Genomic DNA, 19,516 nt, shown 5'->3' with positions numbered 1-19,516 from the left:
ATAAGCATTAACATTTATGATCATATATTTAATATTGCGGCAGCAGAATACCCGCTGCCGCGAAGTGTAAAGCATATATAAACTGAATTACTTACTAGCTTTTTGAGCTTTTATAGCATTTAAAACTTTTTCCGGAGTTAACGGCATTTCTGTAAATCTTACGCCGATAGCATCATAAACTGCACTGAATATTGCCGGAATAGTAGGCTGTATAGGACCTTCTCCTGATTCTTTTCCACCGTATGGAGCTGATGGGTCGTATGCTTCTACAATGTTAGCATCTACTTTAGGCATATCTCTAATTGTAGGCATCTTATAATCATGAAGTGAAGGATTAAGGAATCTTCCGTCAGGCGCTATCTGCATTTCTTCATACAGTGCCTGGCCAAGACCCATCTGGATTGAACCGTGAACTTGTCCTTCAACGCTCATTGGGTTTATAGGCTGTCCACAGTCACCTGCTTCAGTTATTTTAACAACATTTATCTTTCCAGTATCAAGATCAACATCAACTTCTGCAACTTGAGCACTGAAACCAAATGTAGGTGAGTGTCCTATATTACCACCCTGCTGAATTCCCTTACGTCTAGGTGGAGTAAATTGTCCTGAGCATGAAAGCGGACCGTTTGATTGCATATACACATCAACAACTTCTGCCCAAGCAACTTCCTTACCTTTTTTACCGTGTCTTCCATGTCTTTCATAAATTGAGTAGAAGTATCCGTCTTTAACAGCTATTTCATCGCCTCTGCATCTTAACATAGAAGCAGCTACCGGGAATAACTCTGCATTAACTTTTTCAGCTGCCTGTCTGATTGCCCAGCCTGTTGCAAATGTAAGACGGCTTGCAAATGTACCAAGGTCAAATGTAGATATTTGTGTATCTCTAGGAACAACCTTTACATCCTCTGTTTTAACTCCCAGAGTTTCAGCTGCCATCTGTGCCATAACTGTATCAACACCCTGACCTATGTCAGTAGCTCCACAGTATAATGTAACGCCATTCTCATCATCTATTTTAATAGTTGCAACTGTATGAGGTTTATATGAAAGATACAGTGTATATGAAGTACCTGAAATATAATATCCTCCTGACAAGCCTATTCCTTTTCCGTAAGGAAGTTTGCCGATTTTATTCATGTATTCTGATTTTTCAACTACTTCATCAAGACATTTCTTGTATTCAGAGTGAGGTACATACATCATGCTCTTAGCAGTGTATCCTGATTCAACAGCATTAAGTTTCTTAATTTCATAAGGAGTCATTCCAAAATGCTCAGCAGCTTCATCAAGCAACTGTTCCATAGCAAATCTAGGCTGAACTCCTCCAAGACCCCTCTGAGCTCCACATGTAGGTTTGTTTGTGAAAATTCTCTTACCATCAAATTTTACGTTTGGAACAGCATATGGAATATGAACCATAGATGCAGTGTAGAACAGTACTACTATTCCCCATCCTGAGTATGCTCCACCATCCATTAGGTTGTTAAAGTCAACAGCTGTAATTTTTCCGTTCTTGTCAAATCCCATTTTGAATTTCATATAGCATGGGTGACGTCCGTTGTTAGTTGCGAATACATCACTTCTTTCATAAGTGATCTTAACTGGTCTTCCTATTTTTCTTGATAAAAGTGCAGAACAGAAGTCAGCTTGAGAAGCAACTCCCTTTCCTCCAAAGCCTCCGCCTATTAGAGGTACAGTAATTCTTATTTTGTTCATAGGCATTTCAAGAACCTTAGCTAACTGCTGGTGAGTATAGTGAGGAACCTGGCATGTTGCGTAAAGATGAAGCTTTCCAGTATTCGGATCGAAATCTGCTATAGCTGCCTGTGGTTCAATAAACGCATGAGTAACATATGAAGAATAAAATTCTTTTTCAATTACATAATCAGATTCAGCAAGAGCTTTATCTGGATCTCCATATACCTGAACACCCTCATAAGCTATGTTGTTAGGATGATCTTCATGAATTCTTAAATCATCTCTCTTTACTGCTTCTCTTGGATCTACAATAGCTTCCAAAACTTCATACTCAACTTTTATAAGTTCTAGAGCTTTTTCTGCTGTAGCTTCATCAATAGCTGCAACAGCTGCAACTCCTTCACCCCAGTTTCTAACTTTTCCCACTGCAAGAGCATGCTCGTTTGCATTATGTGGTACTATACCATAAGCGATTGGGCAATCCTCACCAGTTATTACACCTAAAACACCATCTAATTTTAAAGCCTCACTGTAATCAATACTTTTTATATTGGCATGTGCATGAGGGCTTCTCAAAATTTTTCCGTAAACCATTCTAGGCAATACCAAGTCATCAGTATATTGAACTTTTCCTGTAACTTTAGCAGGTCCATCCAATCTAGGTATGTTTCTACCTACTTCAGTAAATTCTCTAGTATATTCTTTATAGTTGTTATATTTATTTGATACTTCATACAGTTTAGTCAATTTTTACACCTCCCCTTTTGCAAGAGAATCCACATAGGATTCAACTGCTTCAAGAATCAACACATATCCTGTACATCTGCATAGATTTCCTTCAAGAGCATGTTTGATTTCTTCCTCTGTCGGAGTAGGGTTATTATCAACCAGAGCTTTAGATGACAATACCATACCTGGAGTACAGAAACCGCATTGAACAGCTCCGTGATCAAGAAATGCTTGTTGAAGTGGATGCAACTCCCCTGTTTCTTGATTTGCAATTCCTTCTATAGTAGTAATTTTTTTACCTTCGCATGCAATAGCCAGCATTAAGCATGACAGTTGAGCTTCACCATCCACAAGAACAGTACATGCTCCGCAGTCTCCCTGACCGCATCCTTTTTTTGTACCTGTAAGCCCTATTTGCTTTCTTATTACATCTACAAGCAAGTCAGTTGCAGATACCAGAACTTCATATACATGATTGTTAATATCCAGTTTTACTATTTTCTTCTTCATTTCTACGCCTCCTTTGCAGCTTCATAAGCTTCTTTTACAAGTCTGCGTGCCAGAGCTGCTATTACATCTTTTCTGTATTCAGCAGAAGCTCTAACATCAGAAATCGGCTTTGCTTCACCTTGTGCTGCTTCGCCTGTTTTTTCAATTAGTTCCTCTGTAAGTTTCTTTCCTTCAAGGAGAGCAGGAACAGCTTTTGAAATCAGCGGTTTTATAGCAACTGATCCCATAACTAGCTTAACTTTTTTAATTGTTTCTTTATCATCTTCAAGCTGTATATTTGCTGCCATGTTGGCGCAATCTATTTCCATTGCATCTCTTAATCCAATATGTCCGTAACGGCATGCAGAATTTTTTTCAGGTTCTGGAAGTTTAAATTTATATAATATTTCTCCTTCTTTTAAATCGTTCCTTCTGTTTCCTTGTATGAAATCTTCAATAGGCATTTCTCTTTCGCCTTCAAGGCTGGCAATGACTACTTTAGCTCCCAGTGCTGACAATGGAGCAGGTGTTTCAGCTGCTGGTGATGAGTGGCAGCAGTTTCCTCCCATAGTCGCCATAACTCTAACCTGGTGTGAACCAAGCTGACTTGCTGCATAAGCAAGAGCCGGATATTTTCTTTTAAGGTCTTCTGATGACTCAATATCCGCAACTTTAGTACATGCGTATACTTCAGCACCCTTTCCTTCTTCATACGTAATGCCTTTAAGCTCATTAAGATCACTTATATCAATTACGTAGTCTGGTTTTATCATTTTCTCCTTCATCATAATGACAAGGTCTGTTCCTCCGGCCAAGACTTTTGCCTTGTTTCCGTATTTTTTCACTAACTCTAAGGCTTCCTTTTTGTTGCCCGGTTTAAAATATTCAAAATCATGTAAAATATTCAATTAAGGCACCTCCTTCAATTTAAGTTATTTATTTTAATAAATTGCCTGCTATAATTTTTTCAGGATAGTTGTTTATACCATCAAAGTTAAACAACCCTCTGAGATCTCTGAAATATCTTTCAATTTCTGCTTCTCTGCTGTATCCTGTTCCTCCATGTATCTGAACAGCATTTGTACCAATTTGGAATGCAGCTTTATTAGCAAACATTTTAAGATATGCAGCATCCATAACATAATCACTGCCATTTTCAACCTCTGCTACAGCATTACAGGTCAAAATATCAAGTGTGTGCAATTCTGATGCCATTTCGGCAAGCATCCACTGAACAGCTTGAAGCCTTCCTATAGGCGATCCAAATTGAACACGCAGTTTGCTGTGATCAACACTCTTTTCCAATGCTGCTCCGGCAATTCCAACTCCTACAGCTGCAAATGCTATATCTGCTCTTGACTGAATTTCAGCTGCAATCTTAATTCCTTCGTGTTCTTGTCCTAAAAGCTGAGCTTTTGCATTTGAGAACTCAACTTCTGCAGTCGGGAAAGATCTCAATCCGAGTTTGTCAACATTTCTTACTGATTTAATATCACTTGAATCCACAATAAATGCAGAATAGCTATTTTTACCTTCTGTTTGACTGTCTTGAGCTATAACAACATATACTCCTGCTGCTCCACCGTTTGCAACAAAAGTCTTTTTACCTGTAAGCTCGTAACCATTTCCTTTTTTTACTGCTACTACTTTGTTTTCACCTGACCCTAAAGATGCTCCCGGTTCAACATAGGCATATGCTCCCAATTTGTTTCCTTTGACCATTTCGGGCAAATATTTCTTTTTCTGATCTTCTGTACCGTATTTTAATATTGTCTGCTCGGCCATAACCACGTGAGCTACGATTGAAGCAGCAATAGAGCCGTTGTACTTCCCGAATTCTTCTGCCATTAATGCTACGCTTGTAAAATCAGAATCCATACCGCCATATTCTTTTGAAATAGTAAGTCCAAAATAATTTTTTTCTGCAGCGCTTTTTATTACCTCTTCTGGAAATCTTGCGTTTCTGTCATCTTCGAATGCTACTGGTTCCAGCTGAGATTTTGCAAAATCTGCAAATCCTTTTTTCATAAGTTTTTGCTTTTCAGTTAACTTCATTTTCATATCTACACCTCCCGCCTTTCTACTTTCTCAGCAATCCGCCTGCAATAACAAGCCTTTGAATCTGGTTGGTTCCTTCATAGATAGAAAGAATTCTTGCGTCTCTCCATACTTTTTCTATTTTTGAGTCTTTTGTATATCCGTAAGAGCCCATTATTTCCATAGCTGAATTTGCTACTTTCATTGCTGCTTCAGTAGTGAACAATTTTGTAACTGCCGAATGGTGGGAATATGGCTGCTTACTGTCCTTCAAGAATGCTCCTCTGTGAACAAGCTGTCTTGCAGCTACTGTTGTAGCTTCCATTTCTGCAATTTTAAATGCTATAGCCTGTTGTTTGTGCAGAGGTTTTTGCCCTTCCATATGGCTCTTTACAAATTCTACTGTTAAATCTAATGCTTTCTGACAACATCCAACTGCCTGAGCTGCAACCATTAACCTTCCTGAATCCAAGGTCTTCATGGCTATTTTCATGCCTTCGCCCTCTTCTCCAAGTCGTGCTGATACAGGAACATGCAAATCTTCTATTACCAATTCAACAGTCTGAGAACCTCTTATTCCCATTTTATCTTCTATTTTTCCAAGTTTTAATCCAGGGGTTCCGCCTTTTACTAGAAAAGCACTCAGACCCTTGCTCCCTAAAGTTCTGTCTGTAGATGCGAACACAACCATTGATGATTCCATATCAATGGCATATCCTCCCTGAGTAATAAAGCATTTGTTTCCATTCAGTATGTATTCGTCGCCCTTTCGATCTGCAGTTGTAGCAACTGCACCTGCATCTGAGCCTGCTCCAGGTTCTGTAAGAGCAAATGCTCCGAATTTACCTTCAAGTATGGGTCCAAAGTGTTGCTTTTGCTGCTCAAGATTGCCCGAAATCAAAAGTGGATACGATCCAAGGTTATTGGCCCCAAAGCCAGTAGCTATTCCTACATCGCCGTAACCCAGTTCTTCCATCACTATTGCGCAGCTCTTGGTATCAAGCTCTATTCCGCCTACAGCCTTCGGAGCCACTAAACATACAAGTCCTGTTTTGCACCATTCCTTAAAAAGCTCTTTTTGATATTCACCTTTATCGATTAATTCAAGGTTTGGATCAAGATGTTCTTTAACAAATGAACGTACTGTTTGTTGAAGCTCCAGCTGGCTCTCTGTGAAATCAAACATTTCTACTACCTTCCTTCCTTTTCTGCTAACAAGCTGTAAAGCTGTTTACAGTTTATTGTTAATTTCATAACACATATATAAAAATAAGCAATTAGCATGCCAATAAATAAATAATTCATTTTATCAAAATCGTTAGATAATAAACAAACATTATAAATTAGCAGTTTTATCATTTATAAAATTATTTTTTATAAGACTGTTTTCTTATCAAAAAGCAAAAAAAAAGTGCACACACTCGTGTACACTGTAAACTTATGTTTACACATTTTTGTAAACTTATGTTTACACATCCTTTTAGAGATCAATATTATATTTTTTAATTTTTTGATATAGTAAAGTCCTTGAAATGCCTAAATCTTTTGCTGCCTTTGTTCTGTTATAATCGCATGATTTCAATGCATTTATAATTGCATCTTTTTCTATACTTTGTTTTTTATCCGCCAGCGAAGCATCTGAGCTGCGAAGTATTTCGCTAGAATCAGATTTGTTATCCCATTTATGAATATTCACAGTTTCTATTTTTTTAATATCATCCAAAGTAATACTTCTGCCCATAGATACATTCATAGCTCTTTCGATTATATTCTGAAGTTCCCTCACGTTTCCCGGCCAATCTCTTTGTTTAAGATATGTCAAAGCTCTAGATGAAATTCCCTCTATAGGTCTGTCCAACTTTTTATTAAGTTTATATATTATGCTGTCTGCTAAATCTGGTATATCTTCTCTTCTTTTTCTAAGAGGAGGAATAACTATATTTATTATATTAAGCCTGTAAAACAAATCATCTCTGAAATTGCTGTGCTTTACCATTTCACTAAGTGAAACATTAGATGCCGAAATAACTCTTGTATCAATAGGCGTACTTTCACTTGAGCCAATTCTTTCTATTTCTTTTTCCTGAAGAACTCTCAGCAGCTTTGGCTGGATGGTGAGATCCATTTGATTTATTTCATCAAGAAAAATACTCCCAAGGTGTGCCATCTCAAATTTCCCTCGTTTGCCGCCTTTTTTTGCTCCCGTAAAGGTACCTTCTTCATATCCAAAAAACTCTGATTCCATAAGTGTTGCCGGAATGGCAGAACAATTAACCTTAACAAACGAAAAAATATTTCTCAGACTGCAGCTATGGATTGAATGAGCCACTAATTCCTTTCCTGTACCTGTTTCACCTTCTATAAGGACTGTCGAATCCGATGCTCCTGCAAGATAAATGTTTTCTTTCAAGCGTTTTACAGCATCACTTTGGCCTATTATATCATCTATAGAGTACTTAACTCCACTTCTTTTTCGCATTTCTTTTTTGAGGAATTCATATTCCTCAGTAACAGCCTCCAGCCTCTCCGAAAATTCCAACGCCTTTTCTATACATGAAAATGATGAAGAAATATAACAGCCTATAATATCATTTTTTTTATCATGTATAGGAACATAAGTCATAATCCCCGGCAGGCTTTTCCCATCTATTCTTCTAATAAAAAAATCCGCAGTAAGCACTTTCCCCGATTTTATGGCTGATAATGCTCTCGATCCTTCAATAAGATCATGATTGTACTTTCCTATGGCTTCTTTTTCAGATATGCCGGTATCTTCCTGCCATTTTTTATTTACATAAATATAACAGCCTTCTTTGTCTGTTACAGAAACAATTCCCGATTGCTCAAATATAAGTTCAACAAATTTCATAGGTACATTAAACATAATCTAGCCTCCATTAATGGTTCTATATTTTATGCATTTGTATTTTTGATTTTGTTAATATATTATCACCTTTTTTTTGCAAATGGAAGTCTAATTTTATTTTTGTTTCAGGTTCTTCAGTAAAAATCTCATGCTGAAAAAGGCTCAAAGCTAGCTGGATGGTGAGTTGCAAACAAAAAAAATTTCCAAAAAACTATTTATAAAATTTTAATGTTAATGTTTTAAATTCCATTTTTTAAAAATCACCCGCAAAGAAATTTTATTGTATTTTATGTATTAAAATACAATAAAAGACTTTCGCAATTTAATTGGAAAGCCTCTTATAAAATTTATATTGTTTGTATAATTTTACAATAAATGAAAATTCAGAAAAGTTAATTTTCTTCAATAAATTTTAAAATATTCTTTAACTTTTCACCTTTAAAAACATATTTTTCATTACAAAAATGGCATACTGTTTCTATTTTTTCGTCCTCTTCTATCAGCTGTTTCAAATCATCTTTGCCTATAGTCATAAGCGCCTGCTCCATTCTCTCTTCAGAACAATCACATTTAAATCCAACTGGAATCTTATCCGTTATTTCAATATCAAAGCTGTTGAAAATTTCCTTTGCAATCTTTTCGACATCATAATCATTTTCAAAATATTCAGAAACCGATTTAAGGCTTCCCAACACCACTTCAAGTTTTGCCAAATCTTCTTCTTCAATAAACGGAAGAGTCTGAACTATAAAACCGCCTGCAGACTTGACACTATAGTCTCTGTCAATTAATACACCTAGTGCTACAGCAGAATTTTGCTGTTCAGACTGACAGTAATACATAGCTATGTCATCCCCTATTTCTCCTGTAACAATGTCTGTACTGCCTACATAAGGATCTTTTAGTCCTAAGTCCATCATTACCGTAACTTTGCCGTTAACTCCTACTGCTCCGCCCACATCAAGCTTGCCATTTGGTTTCAGCGGTAAATCAACATTAGGATTATCAACATAGCCCTTTACATGCCCTCTGTTGTCGGAAACTGTCAAAATAGTACCTATTGGACCTCCGCCATTTATATTTATAGTGAGTTTATCATCTTCATTTTTCATCATATAACCCATCATCAGGGCCGCAGTCAGCGTCCTTCCCAATGCAGCTGATGCTGTTGGCGTCGTATTGTGATGCCTCCTCGCTTCCTCAACCGTATTTGTGGATTTAATCATAAATAATCTAAATGTATGCTTCTTATCTATTGCCCTTATCATGTAATCCATTATTGTTTCCTCTCTTTCTTAGCGCAAAAAACCGCTCTCATAGAAGTATTATTATACATCTTATCACTATAATCACCGTAAACTTCAATATGTGAAAAGCCGATTTTTTTTAAAAGTTCCGTAATTTTTTTTGCATTATGTACATACTGAGTCTGAATTTCATTTATTCTTGTATATTTATTTGACGAGTCCTTAACAAAAAAATTTATTTCAATATCTACAGAATTATTTTTTTCATTCGCCATATTTTCCCAAACATAAAAAATTTCACCGTCATCATACACATAAGTTTCATTGAACATTGATTTATACTTAAATTCTGTGCTCATATCAAAAATAAATATGGAATCATCACCCAGATGATTGTATATATTTGCAAAAAAATTTTCAGTTTTTTCAAAAGTAAGATAATTTATTCCGTCGCAACAACATATGGCAGCATGGAATTTGTCGTCAATTTTAAAATCTGCCATATCCATGTTGAGCAGCTTAACAACCGGACTGCGTCCCAGCTTCTCGTACGCTCTCATAAGCATGTCCTGTGAAAGGTCAAATGCAGTAACTTTGTACTCATTTTCTGCCAGTAACTTTGTTATACTGCCGGTTCCGCATGCAGCCTCAAGAATTTTTTTGCCGCCTCCGATATTTCCGGTATTATTTATTATAAAGGATGTCCATTTTTCATAATCTATGTCATCCATCAGCAAATCATAAATTTGCGAAAATTCTTTGTAGCTTTTATTGAGCATCCTATTTCTTCCTTTGTTTTTTCTTAGCAGTCATCAAACCGCCTATTCTGCCGGTTTCCTTGGCAGTGAGTCCTCCCCACCCAAGCTCTTTTACTTTGTCCATCAGACCTATTTCTTTTGCTATTTCAAGCTTCATTAAATCATCAGGCGTGAGTTCCTTTTTCTTTTTTGCATTTTTTTCAGCCATAATTACCTCCTTATCACAAGATTATTATGATTGAAATAATATAAATTATTCCCGCTTTTCTTTTTTTGTCAACAATATTACTTTTATCTCTCTCAATGCAAGCAATATTTTATTCAATGTATACTGCATGCTTATCAATATTACAAAAAACATTACTACTATTATAATTTTAATCTGTAAATCCATTAGCCACCTCTGTATTTTGAGATTTATACTGTTTCAGGTTTGCAAAAGATATTGCTGAGCTTATAAAAAACACCAAAGCTGCCGAAAAAAACGGCAGTATACTCCCAAGTTCATATATGAATCCTGAAAACAGCGATCCGAAAATCATTCCGGCTGCTCTTACTGAGTTAAATATCCCTGATATTATTCCTCCTATGCTTGGGTCCTGTCCCCTGGTAACAATGTCCTGCTGTATTGGAAGATATATTGCGTTGAACATAAAAAACACAATATTTGCAATAAAGAATGGATATAGTGCCGGAATAAACGGAACTGCAAGCGATGAAATACCGCATAAAAGCAGTACAATTATCAGAGATTTTCTGGAATCTGTATATTTTTCAATGTATATGTTTACCGTAAAGTTTACCGTCAATGTCACAACGCCTATTACAGCTTTAATCACACCGTTATATGACGACGGAAGTCCCAACATATCCCTTAAATAATAGTTAAAAGCATTGTCATATGCAGTTGTTGCAAAGCTTGTTAAAAATACCGCAGATAAGAATGTTATCAGTATCAAAGGCATCTTTCCCATTACTGCGCTGTATGCTTTGAAAGGATTCAACGACTTTCCTGAAACAAATTTTGTATGCTTCGAGCTGGTATCTTCAAGCATAAGACATGTAAAAATACCGTTCAATACAATTACTGAAGTTTGCAAAATAAACACTGGAGTAATTGAATAGTTTCCCAGCATTCCCCCTATAAAATATCCAAATGCCGCTCCCACAGAATTTATTGCTACATAATAGCTCATGTTCCGTCCTCGGTTATTCTGGTCAGTCAAATTAACCAAATAAGCCAGACTGCACACATACATGCCTGCACTGAAAAATCCAGCAATCAACCGTGCAACAATTGTCATAAGCACCGTGCTTGTTAAACCGAATAAAAGCTGTGAAGCCCCATATATAGGTCCAACAAAAGCCATAACTCTAACATGCCCATACCTGTCCCCTACAGTTCCCCAAATCAGTGAACCAATAAAAAAGCATAACGACATTGCAGCAAATGAAACTCCGAACAGATAATCTTCAAAACCCTTTTCAATAAACATTGTCGGTGTAACCGGATGAGCTAAATTGCTGAATACTGCAAAAATCCCAAAAAATATATATAATCTTTTTATTGATAGCTTTTTCAATTACTCCTCCGGCTCAATGTCAAATTTTACTATACAGACTATACACTAAAATCATAATATTTTCAAGCTAAAAAAGTGAATACAAACCTTCCGAATTAATGGTAAAGTCATAAATTTAAGCAGCCCGTCATTTCGGCAGCAGCTTCTTCCAATAATGGCCGGGCTGCAACAAAGCTAAAAGTTTCTGCTTAATACATTTCTGACTGTGAAATCTATCAGTTTTGGTATATTTTCAAATAAATCCTTCTTATAAACCCTTTCGGTATATTTGTGAAGATCTCTTCCCCATGGGCCTATGTTAAGAACCGGAACTGACTGTTCCTTTATGGTATCTAGAGGTATATAGTACGTATCTCCCCAAAATATCATATTGCTGCTGATATAATCTATGTTTTCGCTGTCAGCTGTAAATGCTGCATAGCTTAAATCAGATATTCCCGTAAAATAATTTTGAGTATATATTCCACTGCCTATTTCACTTCTTGCAAATTTGTCCAGCTTAATAAGCAGTTCATTAGTTTCATCTGAATTTTTAAGCATAGAATTATTGATGCTCGGGTAGTAAGGAGGTGCCAGTGCTATTATAACCATAGGAGATAAATCATCGTAATACTCAAGAGTTTTTTCTATAAGAAGGTAAGCACCGTCAATTCTGTTAATTTCGTTTTTATTAATCTTGATCTCCAGTTCTTTTTGAAATTCAGCCAATTCCGTCGTAAACATATCGCCCTTTTTATCTTTTATTTCTCTATAAACTTCACCGTAAAATTTTACGTTGGGCTTCCACTCCGCTGCATTGGAATCCACGTCTGATAAACTTTTATATTTATCATAGCTTAACCTCATACTGGATATAACTTCTTTAAATGCCTCAATACTTACTTTTTTAAGCTGATCCAAAATTTCCTTGGGAGATTTTGTGAGAGTAAGAACTGACATATATCCTCCGGCTGTTAAAGGCAGTGACACATCGTACACATATTTTCTATCCTTAAAATACAGCCATGTTGGAGGAGGAGTCACCGTATTCCCTGCTTTTTCCATAAAATCAGGATTCAAATCGGTCTTTACCACTATTTTTGACAGCAAAGTAACCGGATTAAAGCCATTGTAAATCTGGCTGACATGGGCAAGCTTACCACGCACAAGAAATATGGGCATCATCTTTCCAACAGAACCGTCATAAATTGTTATTTCATCTTCGTTGCTTCTTTCATGAGGCTCAACATTTAACATCAATGCATATTCCAATTCGTATTTTTCTCTAAGCCCCTTCATCAACATCACTGCCGATCTCATACCGGCAGACAGGTTCTCCTCATCCGGAACACCCATCAAAAGTATATTACCTGCAAAATTTTCTTCTCCCGAATATTCTTCAAACAATGATAAAGCTATGCTTGCTCCGCCTTTCATATCTGAAGCGCCTCTGCCAAACATCCACTTTCCCGAATATAAATCTTCTTTAGAAGTTTCATCCATCTCAACGTTTTCAGACTTAAAATGCTTTTCTAATTCATCCGGAGTATAAGCAAACTGCTTGTATTTCCCATAATCATCCGTATCAACCGTATCGGTGTGGTGAATCATCACTATAGTCTTAGTTCCTTCTCCCTTAAGCAGCGCCCACGGACAGCTTCTGTTTAAAATATCATTTTTCATTTCATAAAATCCGCAATATTCCGGGTCCCTTTTCAGATACGGCACTGAATCAAACCACTTCTTAAAGAACATCTCGTTATTCCTTTCAAGCTCAGTTCCGGTATGCGTCCTAGTCTGCAGATAATTCAATAAATTTCTTTCTATTCTTTCAGATAGCTTCATCCCTTTATCTCCATTCTTTTTTAAAATTGTATACTATAATAATAGTATACTCTTTTGAAAACATTTTTCCAATATTAAATTATCCCCCCAGAATAACCAACTTACATAACCCTTCTTTGCCCTTAGCTAATAGCACTGTTACTCACAGCAGTATCCTTTCTATTTTGTTTTAATAACTTATTTATCAAAAAAACCATTATCGGAATGTATATTATCGCTGTCACACCAAAAGTTGCGGAAAAACCTGCGTAATCGGCTGTTAATCCAAACAGCGGAAATATGCATATCATAAATATGCTGAAACACAAACTGTCAAATGACAATATTGTTGCCCTGTATTCAGACGGAATTTCGGTATTTATATAGTCGCTGAGTATCGTAAATGCAAGACCTCCTGAAACAGCGGTCAGCAGATAAAAAAATACAGATAAGTCTTTGAACAATGTCAAACCGGCTAAAGCAAATATATTCACAGAAGATACGGTTATCAAAGTCCCTTTTAATTTAAGCCTGCTTTCTAAAATATAAGCATACTTTGAGCTTATTGCTTCAATTAGACTTCCAGTTGCGCAAATGACAGCAATCATGGTCTTTGTAAAACCAATATCGAAAAAATATTTCTGGCTATAAAAAAACACAGTTGTTTGAAGGCTTCCCAGCAAAGCCGAAAATAATATTATATACAATACAATTTTTCTTTTTCTTATAACACTAATACTTGTTTTTACTTGCTTAATGATTAATTTTTCTTGTTCGTTTTTTTCATTATCTTTTTCAATGCCTTTGTTATGAATTGGCGGCTCGGTAAATCTTATGGATAATAATAATGCTACCGTCTGTACAACCATTCCTAACATATATGCATACAAGAACCTAACATCAGCTAAAATTCCGCCAAGCAAAACTGCAACACCCTGCGCAATAGACATGGCAAATACTAACTGACCCCATATTTTTTTGTACTTTTCTTCTTCCCCCAGCTCTTTCAAGCTGTCATAGATTAGTGCTTCCGCTGCACCTGAATTTAAATTCATCGCAGCGCTGCTTAAAATAAAAGAAACTGCAAAACCAAAAAAGCTGTTTGACGTCATCATAAGATAACATGATACTAATTCAACCACTCTGCCTGCCACAACACAGAACTTTCTTCCTTTCAAATCTGCCAAAGCACCGCTTGGTAACTCCAAGAGCAACCCGGTTATGTGGTAAAGTGATTCAAGAATTCCAATTTCAGCTAGTGTCATTCCTTTAAATGAAAGATATAAAACCCAAATAGCAGAAGTAATATTCAACTGCAAGAAAAAATTATATGCATAACCTATTGATATATTTCGTTTTAATTTTATGTTCAATGTTAATTCCTCCAAATTTATTTTAAAAAACAAAAAAGCCCTATTGACATTTCTTTGGATAAACAAAGAAATAATCATCTGAGGCTTATGGAGAAAGGCATCAAATTTATAGCAATATAAAAAGACTCAAAATAAATCAGAGTCCATGGTTAATACATATAATATAATTATATTTATTACACTGCAAAGACATCATAGATTTATACAATCGTCTGTATTCAGCCTAAAAATGGACGCACTTCTCCCGCAATGCGCAAAAATACCATTTTTGGACACAGAACTGCTGAATTTACAGATTTTATTCGCAGTATCGACTGTATTCATGATTATCCTCCTGTTGTTATTATACTCGTATTATACAATAAGCTTTATTCATTTGCAAACATTTTTTGAATTACGCCAAGTTTTTATTAATTTACACTTCTAAATGCACCATATAAATATCTAATATGATTGAAAGATCATCCTCTTAAAATTTCTTCAACCTGTTCAGATTCAATTTGCTTTTTTAAAAAACTAATTTTTGTTTCAACATAATTTTTATGCTTTATCCACTTTAAACCTGTGAAGTTTGAAAGCAACAATTCGAGAAATTTAATCCAACCAGAATACATAGGTACCACACTTCCTGACCAACCCCATGTCATAGGAGTTAAAGGAATCCTCTTAAAGTCTTCAAATAATTGATTATTCTCAAGGAACAGCAGAACATATTCTTTTTTTCTTTCTATTTTCAATTTGGATATAACCGAAAACAAACAATGCATCTTTGTTCCATCATTAGAGAACAGTTGAATACATTTTCGAATCCACTCATCTTGTCTTTCTAATAAGTTTTGCTCATTTTGAACTGGTAACAGTATGGACTCCAAAAAATACGGCACAGAAATTGTGGGATACTGACAATTTTTTATTAGTTGTATAAAAATCGTATTATAAATTTCTAAGAAATCATCCAATTCAAAGAAACATCTATGCATTTCTTGATGATCACTAAAAGCACCTCTGTTTTTATTAACTAAATAATCAATATACTCATCCAACACAGATGGTCTAACCAAATAAAGCTCTTTTAAGAATTTGCCATTATAATCATGATTGCTATCGTATGACAACATTGTGCAATAGATTTCTTCGAGCAGCTCCAAGTTTCTATTAAATTTTCGGATAACATCCCGTGGTGTATTATGAATGTAATCAAATAGCAAATCAAAATAAATATGCACTATAAATGGTGAATATTCCATTTTAGTTAAAATAATTTTGCAGCCCTTTATCAAAGCATCTTCGTCTACAACACTGTACTTCTCAAAAAAATCCACATCACGTAATGATGTTGAAGTAATAATTCCATCAGAAGTATCTTCCAAAAATTCATAAAGTCCATATAAATGTTTTTCTGTAATTAACTCTGATGGTAATTCATGATAATAAGCGTATAACCACGCATTTTTTTGCTTGTATTCACTACCAACAATTAGATTATACACTTCCGAATCAGTTAACAAGGAAAAAAGAACACTTACTAAGCAATATGGATGCAAATTGTATGGGGTATCTTTTTCTATGTAATACTTAATTGCATCAACATAGCAATCTTTTTTGTGAGAAATAGCATTAAAGGCAATACCTAACCCTTTTCCAATTTCACAAGCATTGTAATCATTAAAACAATTTATGTCATAACAAACATCAATTAACCGTTTAAACATTACTAAATCACAATTAGAAACGTATTGTTCAATTGATTTCCTTTTTAGATTTCCATATTTGCTATAATCAATTTTTCCATTATAATCAGGTCCTTCAAGAAGGTGATATAAGTGAAAATGCTCTCCTACCAAATATTCAACAAACAATGATTCACATGAAATGTTCATACGCTCAAAAATTTGTACTAATCTATTTGCCAATAGGCAATTTCGCAACTCATTTGATGGAAAATCTGCTTCCAAAATAATTTTAATATATGTCAAATCAAATTGTAAAACAGGAAGGCTTATTTCCTCAATTGTACCACTATAAGAATCAAGTATTTTCCTAATTTCTTCTTTGTATTTATCAATTTTACAAAGTTCAGATAAGTACTGCCAAATGAGCTTTCGATATCTTTCAACACCTTCAGAAATAATTAACGGGATTTGATAGATAATAATTGTGTTCCTTCTCCCGCTCTCAGTAGAAGAAAAATGCAATTTCAAAAATTCTTTTGCTATTTCTAAGAAAAGAATGACAACAGATTCTTGTTTCCAATCATCTGAATATTCTTTTATCTTCTCTAAAAAAACTATTTGTGTTTGAAACCCATAGCTCATAGAAACTTTTTTTATACCATAGTATCGAATAACTGCGTGATAAAATTGCATATACAAATCCGGGCGTTTTAAATAATACTGAAAAAATAAATCTAATGCCGTTGGTAGATCAGGCGTATCTGCAAATTCACCAAGAATTATAATAATATCATTTGTTACATTCTGATAGTTCTTTCCTTTTTCAGTATCAAAATCAAAACTGCCGATAATCACATTTTCTTCATATTCAATTTTATTCTGCAAAATTAGAAGTGTTTCAGTGGGATTAACGCGAAAGAATACTTTGACAAATTCGAAGAAATATAGAGATTTTTCTTGTGATAACTCATCCCACAGCATTTTAATTTCTTTCTCAACAAAACAAAATATATCTTCATTTCTAAAAATATTTAGTAATGTGTTAATGGACGAGATTGTTCTCTCTCTATAATTTTGAAAACATGATTTAATCATTGCTGACAGGCTAAGTAGCTTTTTATCGAAGAAAACATATTTAAGTAAATAATTGGACAGACACTGCTCAGAAAAACGAACCGCTTTATCATTGCAAATATCAACAATTTCTTGTTCATGAAGCTTACGGATATTTTCAATAAACCTATCTCTGCCTAATCCCTTTTCTTGTAAAATTGGTAAGAATGAATCAATATGTTCTAAATGAATTGCTTCCAAAAATGCAACTATACCAGCAGTTACGCACATATTATTATCAATAAGTAATTGTTGTTTTTTTAAAGAAGAACCATAATAATCTTCATACAATTGTGATACATCATTAATAGAGTCCAAACGGTTTGAACTACAAGCTACTTTTCCTGCAAGTATGGCAATTCGGGCATTTCCCTCAGAAATTTTTATGATTCTTCCTTGATAATCCGAATTAGTAATTCCTAATACTGTTTCAAGTAACTTCTTAATTTCATCATCTGTGAATGAGCAAATATTTATATTTTCATATGAAGTGATTTCACGAATATCGTTTGTCACTTTTTGAAGTGCATAATCTCGAACTGTAATAAGTATTTTCACATTATATCCATCAGGTTTCATGGTTGTATAACGAATTATATGTTGTAGTCCTGACAATTGATTTGCATCATCAATAAAAAGAAAATAGTTGCCAGGATTGTCTATGAAAAGCTTTAAATCTTCATAGATAGGTAAAGCATTACTATGTATACAGTAAAATTTTTCATTATGAGTACTCGAGTAACTTTTCGCATAATGCAAAGCCAACCGAGTTTTTCCTGTGCCAGCCGCACCACTTAGTATTACAATATCAGATTTTTGATATGCTTTATTAATATTATCAATTTCTTTATCTCTAAATAAAAATTTAGTGTCAATTGGTGCTGCCATCCTGTTTGAGTTATAATACCTCACAAAATCGTCACATGATTGAATTTGATCAGTGCTTATTGATATTCCCAAAAAATCTCGAACAATAATGGGATATAAAAGATATAAATCTTCTGCGAGTTTGTCAATTCCAATAATTGTAAGTTTAATTCCAACATCTTCGCATAAAGTTTTTACTTTATCATCTTGTAAAGGTGTAATGTTAGATGAAGTATGGCAATAAATGATTTCAGCAATTTTATCATGAGTAACACCTGTTTTTGATACATCCAGGCACTTTGCAAGGTCATCCTTAATTTTTGTAAATAAACTTGTCTTTTGAGTTGTATATTCTACAAAAATATACTTTCCATCTGATGTATTAAAATAAGTGTCAGGTGTACCCGAAGTTGTTTTTCTCGTTCCTGCTTCTCCACCAAGAGATACTATATTAGGATAGCCTATTTTATATAAATATGAATCGCAAAGATTTTGAAATGATCCTGCATCTAATGTGCGTATTTTTTGTTTAATGGTTTCAATCTTAGCCATAATGCGACATCTACCTCTCTAGTTCAATTCTATATCAATAGCTCACTACACAACGTTGGCCAAATAGCATCCAATATCTTCCCTAAGCGCAAATCACCTGTGCCCAGCGTAGAGTGATTGCCCATTTTTCCGTTGTTTCTTTCGTTGTCATATAGCCCATAAAAATATATTTTGCCGAATTAGTATTGTATATATTATATATTGCACCGATGAATAAAGCAATTAGCTTTGTGCAAATAATGGGAATATTTACAGTATTATGCTTAAGTTTGCTGAAGGATAGAAGAAAACCTGCTTCAAGAAATAAATTAATTTTATATTTACTTTTTAATTTTTTATTCGATTTATTTCGTTTTACAAGAATAGTAGTAATTTGTTTACTTAATTCCTTCAAAACTTCCTTAAGCGCAAAAACAAGGCACCTGCAATACAAAATAAAACTAACCAAACTATAACAATAGGGGGTATAGAACCTATTCCGTCTAAAGCTACCCAGCCATAGAAAATCGCGAAAATTATTGCAGGTATGAGAACGCCAGTTTCCTCATGTTTGTTCTCTTTTGCCAAATAAAAATAATCTTTACTTAATTTAATCATAGATAAAAGAAAAATAATATTATTCTGCTTGCACAAATTTTATGTCACTTATATTTCGTACAAAGCGAGCGTAAGAGCTAATTATATGTCAAAAAGAGGGCCGCCCCGCTAATTTACAATCAGCAGGG

The 19,516-nt window shown here is 34.7% G+C and carries 16 protein-coding genes; all 16 read right to left on the bottom strand.

All coding sequences use genetic code 11. The features are described from left to right. Window positions 1-87: 87 nt before the first annotated feature. Window positions 88-2,448 carry a xanthine dehydrogenase family protein molybdopterin-binding subunit gene (locus RBQ61_RS07255; RefSeq protein WP_308139821.1) on the bottom strand — a complete coding sequence of 787 codons (2,361 nt, stop codon included), beginning with the start codon at window positions 2,446-2,448 and terminating at the stop codon, window positions 88-90. Between the two features lie 3 nt (window positions 2,449-2,451). Beyond that, window positions 2,452-2,940, bottom strand: a complete 489-nt coding sequence (locus RBQ61_RS07250) for a (2Fe-2S)-binding protein (protein WP_308139820.1) — start codon at window positions 2,938-2,940, stop codon at window positions 2,452-2,454. A gap of 2 nt (window positions 2,941-2,942) precedes the next feature. After that, window positions 2,943-3,827, bottom strand: a complete 885-nt coding sequence (locus RBQ61_RS07245) for a xanthine dehydrogenase family protein subunit M (protein ID WP_308139819.1) — start codon at window positions 3,825-3,827, stop codon at window positions 2,943-2,945. Between the two features lie 28 nt (window positions 3,828-3,855). Further along, window positions 3,856-4,980 (bottom strand): acyl-CoA dehydrogenase family protein, encoded by a 1,125-nt coding sequence (locus RBQ61_RS07240; protein ID WP_308139818.1) that lies wholly within the window; start codon window positions 4,978-4,980, stop codon window positions 3,856-3,858. 19 nt (window positions 4,981-4,999) lie between these two features. Then, entirely contained in the window at window positions 5,000-6,142 is a 1,143-nt protein-coding gene (locus RBQ61_RS07235; RefSeq protein ID WP_308139817.1) for an acyl-CoA dehydrogenase family protein, read from the bottom strand. A 294-nt stretch (window positions 6,143-6,436) separates the two neighbouring features. Continuing rightward, window positions 6,437-7,840 carry a sigma-54-dependent Fis family transcriptional regulator gene (locus RBQ61_RS07230; protein WP_308139816.1) on the bottom strand — a complete coding sequence of 468 codons (1,404 nt, stop codon included), beginning with the start codon at window positions 7,838-7,840 and terminating at the stop codon, window positions 6,437-6,439. A gap of 374 nt (window positions 7,841-8,214) precedes the next feature. Then, the gene (gene hslO / locus RBQ61_RS07225) at window positions 8,215-9,099 is read right to left on the bottom strand and encodes an Hsp33 family molecular chaperone HslO (RefSeq protein ID WP_308139815.1); all 885 of its coding nucleotides are present in this window, start codon (window positions 9,097-9,099) and stop codon (window positions 8,215-8,217) included. Continuing rightward, the gene (locus RBQ61_RS07220; RefSeq protein WP_308139814.1) at window positions 9,099-9,848 is read right to left on the bottom strand and encodes a class I SAM-dependent methyltransferase; all 750 of its coding nucleotides are present in this window, start codon (window positions 9,846-9,848) and stop codon (window positions 9,099-9,101) included. Before RBQ61_RS07220 ends, hslO begins: the two co-directional genes overlap by 1 nt. Before the next feature lies 1 nt (window position 9,849). Continuing rightward, window positions 9,850-10,035, bottom strand: a complete 186-nt coding sequence (locus tag RBQ61_RS07215) for a small, acid-soluble spore protein, alpha/beta type (RefSeq protein ID WP_308139813.1) — start codon at window positions 10,033-10,035, stop codon at window positions 9,850-9,852. Between the two features lie 45 nt (window positions 10,036-10,080). Further along, complete coding sequence (locus RBQ61_RS07210) at window positions 10,081-10,221, bottom strand: hypothetical protein (protein WP_308139812.1); 141 nt, start codon at window positions 10,219-10,221, stop codon at window positions 10,081-10,083. Further along, on the bottom strand, window positions 10,205-11,410 hold the full coding sequence (locus tag RBQ61_RS07205; RefSeq protein ID WP_308139811.1) for an MFS transporter: 1,206 nt from the start codon (window positions 11,408-11,410) through the stop codon (window positions 10,205-10,207). The genes RBQ61_RS07210 and RBQ61_RS07205 overlap by 17 nt, the downstream gene beginning before the upstream one ends. Before the next feature lie 174 nt (window positions 11,411-11,584). Next, window positions 11,585-13,234, bottom strand: coding sequence for a M20/M25/M40 family metallo-hydrolase (locus RBQ61_RS07200; protein WP_308139810.1), 1,650 nt, complete (start codon window positions 13,232-13,234; stop codon window positions 11,585-11,587). Between the two features lie 122 nt (window positions 13,235-13,356). Next, window positions 13,357-14,586, bottom strand: coding sequence for an MFS transporter (locus tag RBQ61_RS07195; protein WP_308139809.1), 1,230 nt, complete (start codon window positions 14,584-14,586; stop codon window positions 13,357-13,359). Between the two features lie 461 nt (window positions 14,587-15,047). Then, a complete protein-coding gene (locus RBQ61_RS07190) occupies window positions 15,048-18,791 on the bottom strand; it encodes an ATP-binding protein (RefSeq protein WP_308139808.1) in 3,744 nt (1,247 codons plus the stop codon). 82 nt (window positions 18,792-18,873) lie between these two features. Next, complete coding sequence (locus tag RBQ61_RS07185) at window positions 18,874-19,185, bottom strand: hypothetical protein (protein WP_308139807.1); 312 nt, start codon at window positions 19,183-19,185, stop codon at window positions 18,874-18,876. Then, window positions 19,182-19,388 carry a hypothetical protein gene (locus RBQ61_RS07180; RefSeq protein WP_308139806.1) on the bottom strand — a complete coding sequence of 69 codons (207 nt, stop codon included), beginning with the start codon at window positions 19,386-19,388 and terminating at the stop codon, window positions 19,182-19,184. The genes RBQ61_RS07185 and RBQ61_RS07180 overlap by 4 nt, the downstream gene beginning before the upstream one ends. Window positions 19,389-19,516: the final 128 nt, after the last annotated feature.

Source organism: Sedimentibacter sp. MB35-C1 (genome assembly GCF_030913635.1).
Lineage (GTDB): Bacteria > Bacillota > Clostridia > Tissierellales > Sedimentibacteraceae > Sedimentibacter.
The sequence above is the reverse complement of the archived record's forward strand: the minus strand, read 5'-3'. Positions and strand labels throughout refer to the sequence as shown.

What these genes read in the sequence shown, in the direction of transcription:
- RBQ61_RS07200 (WP_308139810.1), bottom strand. Translation starts at nt 13,234, where the DNA reads ATGAAGCTATCTGAAAGAATAGAAAGAAATTTATTGAATTATCTGCAG.
- RBQ61_RS07220 (WP_308139814.1), bottom strand. Translation starts at nt 9,848, where the DNA reads ATGCTCAATAAAAGCTACAAAGAATTTTCGCAAATTTATGATTTGCTG.
- RBQ61_RS07240 (WP_308139818.1), bottom strand. Translation starts at nt 4,980, where the DNA reads ATGAAAATGAAGTTAACTGAAAAGCAAAAACTTATGAAAAAAGGATTT.
- RBQ61_RS07210 (WP_308139812.1), bottom strand. Translation starts at nt 10,221, where the DNA reads ATGGATTTACAGATTAAAATTATAATAGTAGTAATGTTTTTTGTAATA.
- RBQ61_RS07230 (WP_308139816.1), bottom strand. Translation starts at nt 7,840, where the DNA reads ATGTTTAATGTACCTATGAAATTTGTTGAACTTATATTTGAGCAATCG.
- RBQ61_RS07250 (WP_308139820.1), bottom strand. Translation starts at nt 2,940, where the DNA reads ATGAAGAAGAAAATAGTAAAACTGGATATTAACAATCATGTATATGAA.
- RBQ61_RS07235 (WP_308139817.1), bottom strand. Translation starts at nt 6,142, where the DNA reads ATGTTTGATTTCACAGAGAGCCAGCTGGAGCTTCAACAAACAGTACGT.
- RBQ61_RS07180 (WP_308139806.1), bottom strand. Translation starts at nt 19,388, where the DNA reads ATGATTAAATTAAGTAAAGATTATTTTTATTTGGCAAAAGAGAACAAA.
- hslO (WP_308139815.1), bottom strand. Translation starts at nt 9,099, where the DNA reads ATGGATTACATGATAAGGGCAATAGATAAGAAGCATACATTTAGATTA.
- RBQ61_RS07190 (WP_308139808.1), bottom strand. Translation starts at nt 18,791, where the DNA reads ATGGCTAAGATTGAAACCATTAAACAAAAAATACGCACATTAGATGCA.
- RBQ61_RS07215 (WP_308139813.1), bottom strand. Translation starts at nt 10,035, where the DNA reads ATGGCTGAAAAAAATGCAAAAAAGAAAAAGGAACTCACGCCTGATGAT.